The organism is Gelidibacter sp. (assembly GCF_039916245.1).
Classification (GTDB): domain Bacteria; phylum Bacteroidota; class Bacteroidia; order Flavobacteriales; family Flavobacteriaceae; genus Gelidibacter.
Genome location: NZ_JBDSLS010000010.1, coordinates 1 through 7,868 on the forward strand (window position 1 = coordinate 1; position 7,868 = coordinate 7,868).

Below are 7,868 nucleotides of genomic sequence, written 5' to 3' on the forward strand. Positions count from 1 at the left end.
TGGTCTCGTCAGCCTCTTTAAGGGCAATTCCAAATTTATTTTTAAAGTCCTTTGTGCTTACCCCTCTTTGTGCTTCCCTTGTATTCGCTCCAATACTTGTTCCACTCTTTAAAATTTGAGATGCTAAATCAAAGTCCTTATTCTTTTTTAAAATATCACTAAAATGTACAATCTCACCTGCAAATTGAAAACTTTTAATTCAAATTGGACTGTTATCTAATGACATTCTATGTAATTTATAAGTTTCGAGTTCAAAGTTATGCGTTTTTAGAATGTTGTCACTCTGAATTTATAACTCTGAACTCTTAACTATATTTTTATTTTCTATACTTCGCAGACATATCTTTAGCTACTGCTTCCAATGTATCTGTAATCTCATCAGTTAATTTACCTGCTTTTAATGCTGCAAGGGTATCGCTGTGCTTAGCTCTTAAGAATTCTAGGTAATCACGTTCAAATTCTTTTACTTTCTCAACAGGAACATCTCTCAACAAGTTTTTAGATCCTGCATAAATAATAGCAACTTGATCTTCAACCGTAAATGGATCGTTTTGAGCTTGTTTCAAGATCTCAACGTTACGTTTTCCTTTGTTGATGATGTTTAAAGTAACGGCATCCAAGTCAGAACCAAACTTCGCGAAAGCTTCTAGCTCACGGTATTGTGCTTGGTCTAATTTTAAGGTTCCAGCTACTTTTTTCATCGATTTAATCTGTGCGTTACCGCCTACACGAGATACCGAAATACCAACGTTAATTGCTGGACGAACACCAGAGTTAAACAAGTCACCATCCAAGAAAATCTGACCGTCAGTAATCGAAATTACGTTGGTTGGGATATAGGCGGATACGTCACCTGCTTGTGTTTCGATAATTGGCAATGCGGTTAATGATCCACCACCTTTTACGATTGGTTTCAAAACGTCTGGTAAATCGTTCATTTCTCTAGCAATCGCATCGTTATTGATGATTTTTGCAGAACGCTCCAATAATCTTGAGTGGAGGTAGAAAACGTCACCAGGATACGCCTCACGTCCCGGTGGACGACGTAACAATAATGAAATCTCACGGTAAGCTACTGCCTGTTTCGATAAGTCATCAAAAACAATTAATGCAGGACGGCCAGTATCTCTAAAATACTCACCAATTGCAGCACCAGCAAACGGCGCATACACTTGCATTGCAGCAGGGTCAGAAGCGTTGGCGGCAACGATAGTTGTGTAAGCCATTGCTCCTTTTTCTTCTAATGTTTTTGCAATTAAAGCAACCGTTGACGCTTTTTGTCCAACAGCTACATATATACAATATACAGGTTCACCTGCATCAAAAAATTCTTTTTGATTGATAATGGTATCGATACAAACTGCTGTTTTACCAGTTTGACGGTCACCAATAACCAACTCACGTTGTCCTCTACCTACAGGAATCATCGCATCAATAGATTTGATACCTGTTTGTAACGGTTCTGTTACTGGTTGACGGTAGATAACACCTGGTGCTTTACGCTCCAATGGCATTTCATAAAGCGTTCCACCAATTGGACCTTTGCCATCAATTGGTTCTCCTAAAGTATTTACAACACGTCCAACGATTTCTTCACCTACTTTAAGGGAAGCAATACGCTCGGTACGTTTTACGATTGAACCTTCGCTGATTCCGACAGAAGGGCCTAACAATACAACACCTACGTTATCTTCTTCAAGATTCAAAACGATGCCTTCAAGACCATCTGCAAATTCAACTAACTCACCGTATTGAACGTTTGATAAGCCGTAAACACGTGCAATACCATCTCCAACAGTTAATACTGTCCCTACTTCGTCCAATGAAGCGCTAGCTTCAAAACCTGACAATTGTTGCTTTAAGATTGCTGAAATTTCAGCTGGTTTTACTTCTGCCATTTTCTATTAGATATTAGAGGTTAGAATATAGATGCTAGACATCCGGATCCAACTCTTTAGTTTAATGTAAATTCTCTTTTTAACTTCTGTAATTTATTCGAAATACTTGCATCGTACTGAATATCGCCAACTCGTAAAATAAATCCACCTAATATAGATTCATCAACAACGCTTACTATTTCAGCATCTTTTCCGGTCAACTCTTTTACTTTAGCCAACACTTTTGATTTAAGATCATCTGATAAGGCTACTGCAGTAGTGACGGTTGCCACTTGCCTACCTTGACTTTCATTAAATAACTCAGTATATTTTTGTGCAACTTCACCCAAAATGTTGATGCGTTTGTTTTGGATCAAGGTATTAATCAAATTGACGCTCAGTTGGTTTAAATCTGTAAAAACAGCCAACAAAGCCGATTTTTTTATTGTAGAAGGCACTACAGCACTTAAAAGCATGTCTTTTAATTCAGTGCTTGCTGCCACAGCATTGGCAATTGACTTCATATCAACATTTACAACCTCTGCCGAGTTTTGGTGTTTAGCAAGGTCTAAAACTGCTTTTGAGTATCGTATTGCTGCTCTTGTTTGTGCCATTTTATAGATATTAACGTTAGATGTTTAGACGGTTAATGTCATCACTATCTAAATTTGATCTTAATTAATTTAATTTAAAGTTGCTTCACTCAGCATAGACTCTACAAGTTGTAATTGTTTGTCCTTGCTACCCAATTCTTGACGTACTACTTTTTCAGCAATTTCAATAGATAAGTTCGCAACATGATTTTTAAGTTCAGCCAAGGCCGATCTTTTTTCATTTTCAATTGCTTCTTGAGCTTGGGCAATTATTTTGGAGGCTTGATCTTGCGCTTCTTCTTTAGCATCACTCACCATCTTATTTTTAATTTCCCGTGCATCTTTTAACATTGCTTCGCGCTCAGCACGTGCTTCATTAAGGATACGCTCATTATCTGCCTTAAGGTTTTCCATTTCCCTACGCGCATTGTCAGCTGCTTTTAAAGCATTTTTGATGCCGTTTTCACGTTCATCAATTGCGCCCAAAATTGGTTTCCATGCGAATTTTTTCAAGATGACCAAAAGAATGAAAAAAGTAATGAGTGACCAAAAAACAAGTCCTAACCCTGGTGTAATTAAATCCATTTATAATAGGTTTTAGTTTTAATAATTTAAATTTAAAATACAGAGGCAACCAACCGTTACCTCTGCACTTTGTAATCCTAATTAAACGATTAACGACGCAACAACACCAAAAAGTGCTACTGCCTCTACGAAAGCTGCTAAGATAAGCGCTGAAGTTTGAAGTTTTCCTTGGATTTCCGGTTGACGAGCCATAGCGTTCATAGCTGACTCACCGATTTTACCAATTCCCAATCCAGCTCCAATTACTGCGATACCAGCTCCGATTGCTGCAATTCCTGTAATAGTCATAATATAAAAAATTAAATTAATTAATGATTGTCTTCTGCGGTTGCCGTTCCAATATATAAGGCGGACAACACGGTAAATATATATGCTTGAATTGCAACAACTACAATTTCTATGATCATGATGAATAATGAGAATCCTACCGATACGGGAGCAATAAACTCACTTTTGAAAATAAACACTAGGGACATTAACGATAAGATAATAATATGTCCCGCCGTGATATTTGCGAACAAACGTATGGTTAAAGAGAATGGTTTTACAAACATTCCAATAATCTCAATAGGCATTAAAAATATTTTCATTGGCACAGGAACTCCAGGCATCCAGAAAATATGTTTCCAGTAATTTTTGTTTCCACTAAAAAGGGTAATGACGAATGTGAACAAGGCTAACGACAAGGTAAATGCGATATTACCACTCACGTTGGCACCGTTTAAAATTGGAATCAATCCAAAAATATTATTGATCCAGATAAAGAAAAACACACTCAATAAAAATGGCATGTATTTTTTATATTTATCTTCACCAATCATTGGAATGGCAACCTCATCTCTGATAAAAATGATAAGCGGCTCCATAAAGGAAGCAATACCACTTGGAACAAGGCTATTAGTTTTTTTGTACTTACGGGCTGAAGAAATAAATATCAATAATAGAACCAGAACCGAAACCCACATCATAAAGACGTTTTTAGTAATGGAGAAGTCCAAGGGCAATGAAGCGTTTGTAGGATGTTGCTCTTCATTAAAAGCAAGAGCATCTACACCAGCGTTCAGTTGATAAATTTTTTCATGATATTTAACGAAGCGCCCACCGTTTTTTTCAACAATCTGCGATCCCGAATCGTCATGTTGAAATTCGCTGGACATGAAAGTTGTTAATCCATTATCAGTGAAAAGAATGATTGGAAGAGGAATTGTAATGGGCTCGTTATTCCAGTCTACAATATGAAACTCATGCCCATCCTTGACGTGGTGCATGATCATCTCTTTGGCATTGAACGGCTTATCTTGGTCATCGTTATCTTGAGTTGCAAATCCAAAATTGGAGATAGCAACAGAAAAAACTAAAAATAATACGGCTCTTAAAGTGTTTAATGTCATTATGAATAGCTTAAAAATACCTTGCTCTAAATTCCGTGCAAATGTACATACATTATGTCAATTGTCAAATACTTTTTTACCATTATTAATGGTATGGTTTTCAAGATGATTTCTGAAGGAATCTAGTTATTGCATAGACCTCAAAACTCAAGTATAAAAAATAAGGGATAAAAAAGTTAAAAACATCGGGTTGTTTTTTCTCTAAGTCGGATAGAATTAAAGGTAACAGAAACAAAATGGAAAGAAACATCTTCAAGAATGTACTCCCCATAAATAATACGAAAATATCGGTTTGACCTACTGAGAATCTATAGTTTATGACCGTATATAATAAAGTGGTCACGCCAAAATGAAACACATAAATCTGCCATACGGGGAAAAACAATTTCAATTCCGTTCCGAAATAGGAAAGTATATAACTATGAATGCCATACACCACTAAACTTAGAACCGTGATAAGAAGTAAAAAATTAATTTGTCTTTTTTTGAAATCTGCAGTCATTAAAAATGAAAAATTTAATGGATTTTATTTATTTTGTTAATACTCTTTCCACCTCCTCTTGTCAGTAAAGACTTATTTCCTTTCGGAATAATGTCAGCCTCTGTAAAAAAAGCTTGATAATGAGAGCATATTTTCTCAATTAATAAAGATCCTTATTTATCGTCTTTTGAATTTGCAATAATACGTCTTATTACAAAAACAACGGCAAGAATTGTGGAACACAAAGACAATATTATAGTCCACAAATTATTTTTGTTGCCATAATATTCGTCAATCTTAACTCCAATAAAGCTGCCGATTCCTATAATAGCAAACATTTGAAATGCTATTGACGAATATTTGGCATAACTATTAAGCGAATTCTCCTTTTTTGGTGACTGTTCCATTGGTTTGCGATGGTTTTAAACTACCATTAATGTCAGTGCCTTTATGAGCACCTTTCATCATACAGCTCGCATTGAAAGTAGCGCCTGGTTCCACGGCAAATTTACCAACTTCAACTTCGCCTTCAACATGAGCTGAAGCTTTTAACGAAAGCGTGTCTGTAAGAATTAGCTTTCCGGCGAATTTACCTTCAATATCCGCATTGGCAGCATGAAGTGTTCCGTTGATTATGCCCGTTTTTCCAAGCACCACTTTACCAGGGGTTTTAACATTGCCTAGTATGGTGCCTTCAACTCTAAAGTCGCCATCGCTAATGATATCTCCTGTAATAGTGGTGCCTTTAGCAATGGTATTTTGCTGATTAATGACATCTGAAATTAATTTACCTTTTTTTGGTTTTTCTGAAAACATAATTCTGGTTGTTTATTGTGTTTGTAGGTAGTCTTTGAGGTTTTTATGTCGTTGCACAATTTCATAATTGGTTGATGAAATCGCAATATAAGGTCGTGTAATGTTTACTTTTCGCTCTTGAAGCAAATCGGCAAACCCAATGGCGCCTTCAATACTTTTTAAGCCATGCACCACCACAAAGATGGTGTTTTTATCATAAATATCTTTAGAAACACTTAAATCATAGTATCTAATTTTGACAACCTCATCCCTCAATTTATTTAAAAACGCATCGACCTCTTCACTGGTAGCATTTTCAAATTCATAGATCACATTAAATTTTGAGCCCATATTATGGTCCTTAAAAGTTTTTGCAGATAATGCCGGAATGACATTTTGCATGATGTCCTGAGCGCGTTTGCCTTCTTCAGAATTTGGATAATTTAAAGCGATAAAATTGATCGTCTCTTTATAGGCCTCAAAACCGTATAAACGCGCATTTGCAGCCGCTTTTAAAAACTCGAACTTAGGCACAATTGGATCGCCGTTAAATTCAAGAATGTACTTCTCACTCTGATCGATAACGTCTTGAAAATTTTGAGCTTCATAGCTTGTGTAAGTGCGTTCATAAACACTTTCAGGACTGTTTTCATCCTTGGAGATTCCTGATTTTGGATTCAAAAGAATAGCGGCATATCTCGAGTCTGGATTATTTTTGATGATATCCTGCTTCATCTGTTCTGCCGCATGGGCTTCACCCAACAAGACATAAATGCCATACAAATTGTATTTGGTAGGCACTATTAATCGCTCTTCGGGATTGTTATCCAATACCGCTTGGAGCTTCTTTTTTGCAAGTTCGTATTCGTTAAACTTTTCTTTATAAATAACTCCCAATTGATAATAGGCGTGATTTCTATCCTTAATGATGCTGTCAATGACTTTTGGATCGGTCGGGATTTTTGAAACATAAAACTCCGGATCGTAGCGCTCCTCTTCTGAAACATCAGCAGATAACGTATTGTCTTGGACTACAAACTCATTGCTTCGCGTGCTCGATAGTCTCCAATTATCTTTAAGCGAACGGTCTCCCCAAATTTTTCGAAATTCGCTTTTCCCATAGGCTACCGTCGTGGGATTATAAAAATAAAAAGATTGTTTAGCGCTGTTTCCCGGGGGAGTGATACCTGCACTACGTGAAAAGTTTCCGGCAGCATTTTGATTATTATCAACAGCAACTACACCCGCACTGGCTTTACGCTCTGCAATTTCCTCTTGCTCCTTTAAAGCTTTGGCTTTTGCCTTTAAACTATCGATATAAGCTGAAAAAATGGCCAGTCTATCGGCTTCAGATGCATTCACCAAATTCAGAATACTATCGTTCACGTGAGCGATACCTTCATAGTGAATCACATCTTCCAAATTCTCTCTTTTTCTTTTGATGGTTCTGAAAGGTTTTGAGTCCACCACCAAATTGGTCATCGTACTGTCATAATAAGCGCCAGCAATTTTATATTCAGAGTTGTCAAAACTCATATCTCCCAAAGTCATGTAATCCAAGGCGCGTAATTGTTTATCGCTTGAGGACGCTCGTAATGATTTCTTATAATAAACAACGGCTAGAGAATCCCGATCGGAAGCTCTATTGAATTCAGCGATACGGTAATAAATCTTGTCCAAAAACGGTCGATTTTCACGGTTTCTCTCCAAGTCAGTCAAGTATTCTTCAAAGGCTAACACATCTCCTGTTTCCAGATCAAAATTTGCCGCTTTGGCTAAATGCGCATTGATATAATAAGCGCGTGGCACTTTACGGTGCAAATCGATAACTTTATCAAATGAGATGTTGGCACTGTCTTTATAACCAAACTCGTTGTACAGTTGACCTCTTATATAATTAAAACGTGCTTTTTCGTTGTTTTTCTTAGTGAAGGCAGCGGCAATTGCCAGTTGCGTCAAGGCACTATCCTTAGCTTTAATATTGATATAAGCCTGTGCCAAAGCGGCAGTGGCATCAGCCATGTCCTGATTGCTCAATCGCTCTTGAGTAAATAATCGCTTTAAATTTTTTATAGCAAGCTCATTATTTTCCAGGCGAATATTCGTTTTTTCACGCCATATTTTTGCCTTATTGATTTTATCACTT

General features: G+C 36.8%; 8 protein-coding genes. All 8 read right to left on the bottom strand.

Annotation, left to right across the window (positions count from 1 at the left end):
- The coding region (locus tag ABIQ28_RS00865; RefSeq protein ID WP_348034867.1) for a four helix bundle protein at window positions 1-199 on the bottom strand (199 nt) is incomplete at its 3' end.
- Between the two features lie 118 nt (window positions 200-317).
- Window positions 318-1,898, bottom strand: coding sequence for a F0F1 ATP synthase subunit alpha (atpA, locus tag ABIQ28_RS00870; protein ID WP_348034860.1), 1,581 nt, complete (start codon window positions 1,896-1,898; stop codon window positions 318-320).
- Window positions 1,899-1,954: 56 nt separating this feature from the next.
- Window positions 1,955-2,491 carry an ATP synthase F1 subunit delta gene (gene atpH / locus ABIQ28_RS00875; protein WP_348034861.1) on the bottom strand — a complete coding sequence of 179 codons (537 nt, stop codon included), beginning with the start codon at window positions 2,489-2,491 and terminating at the stop codon, window positions 1,955-1,957.
- Between the two features lie 69 nt (window positions 2,492-2,560).
- A complete protein-coding gene (locus ABIQ28_RS00880) occupies window positions 2,561-3,055 on the bottom strand; it encodes a F0F1 ATP synthase subunit B (protein ID WP_348034862.1) in 495 nt (164 codons plus the stop codon).
- Between the two features lie 81 nt (window positions 3,056-3,136).
- A complete protein-coding gene (gene atpE / locus ABIQ28_RS00885) occupies window positions 3,137-3,343 on the bottom strand; it encodes an ATP synthase F0 subunit C (RefSeq protein ID WP_348034863.1) in 207 nt (68 codons plus the stop codon).
- Between the two features lie 20 nt (window positions 3,344-3,363).
- Entirely contained in the window at window positions 3,364-4,446 is a 1,083-nt protein-coding gene (gene atpB, locus ABIQ28_RS00890) for a F0F1 ATP synthase subunit A (RefSeq protein ID WP_348034864.1), read from the bottom strand.
- Window positions 4,447-5,299: 853 nt separating this feature from the next.
- Entirely contained in the window at window positions 5,300-5,743 is a 444-nt protein-coding gene (locus tag ABIQ28_RS00895; protein WP_348034865.1) for a polymer-forming cytoskeletal protein, read from the bottom strand.
- A gap of 12 nt (window positions 5,744-5,755) precedes the next feature.
- The coding region (locus ABIQ28_RS00900; protein WP_348034866.1) for a hypothetical protein at window positions 5,756-7,868 on the bottom strand (2,113 nt) is incomplete at its 5' end.

Bases quoted from the DNA above. Each gene is read 5' to 3' on its own strand.
- atpA (WP_348034860.1), bottom strand. From the start codon at position 1,898: ATGGCAGAAGTAAAACCAGCTGAAATTTCAGCAATCTTAAAGCAACAA.
- atpH (WP_348034861.1), bottom strand. From the start codon at position 2,491: ATGGCACAAACAAGAGCAGCAATACGATACTCAAAAGCAGTTTTAGAC.
- ABIQ28_RS00880 (WP_348034862.1), bottom strand. From the start codon at position 3,055: ATGGATTTAATTACACCAGGGTTAGGACTTGTTTTTTGGTCACTCATT.
- atpE (WP_348034863.1), bottom strand. From the start codon at position 3,343: ATGACTATTACAGGAATTGCAGCAATCGGAGCTGGTATCGCAGTAATT.
- atpB (WP_348034864.1), bottom strand. From the start codon at position 4,446: ATGACATTAAACACTTTAAGAGCCGTATTATTTTTAGTTTTTTCTGTT.
- ABIQ28_RS00895 (WP_348034865.1), bottom strand. From the start codon at position 5,743: ATGTTTTCAGAAAAACCAAAAAAAGGTAAATTAATTTCAGATGTCATT.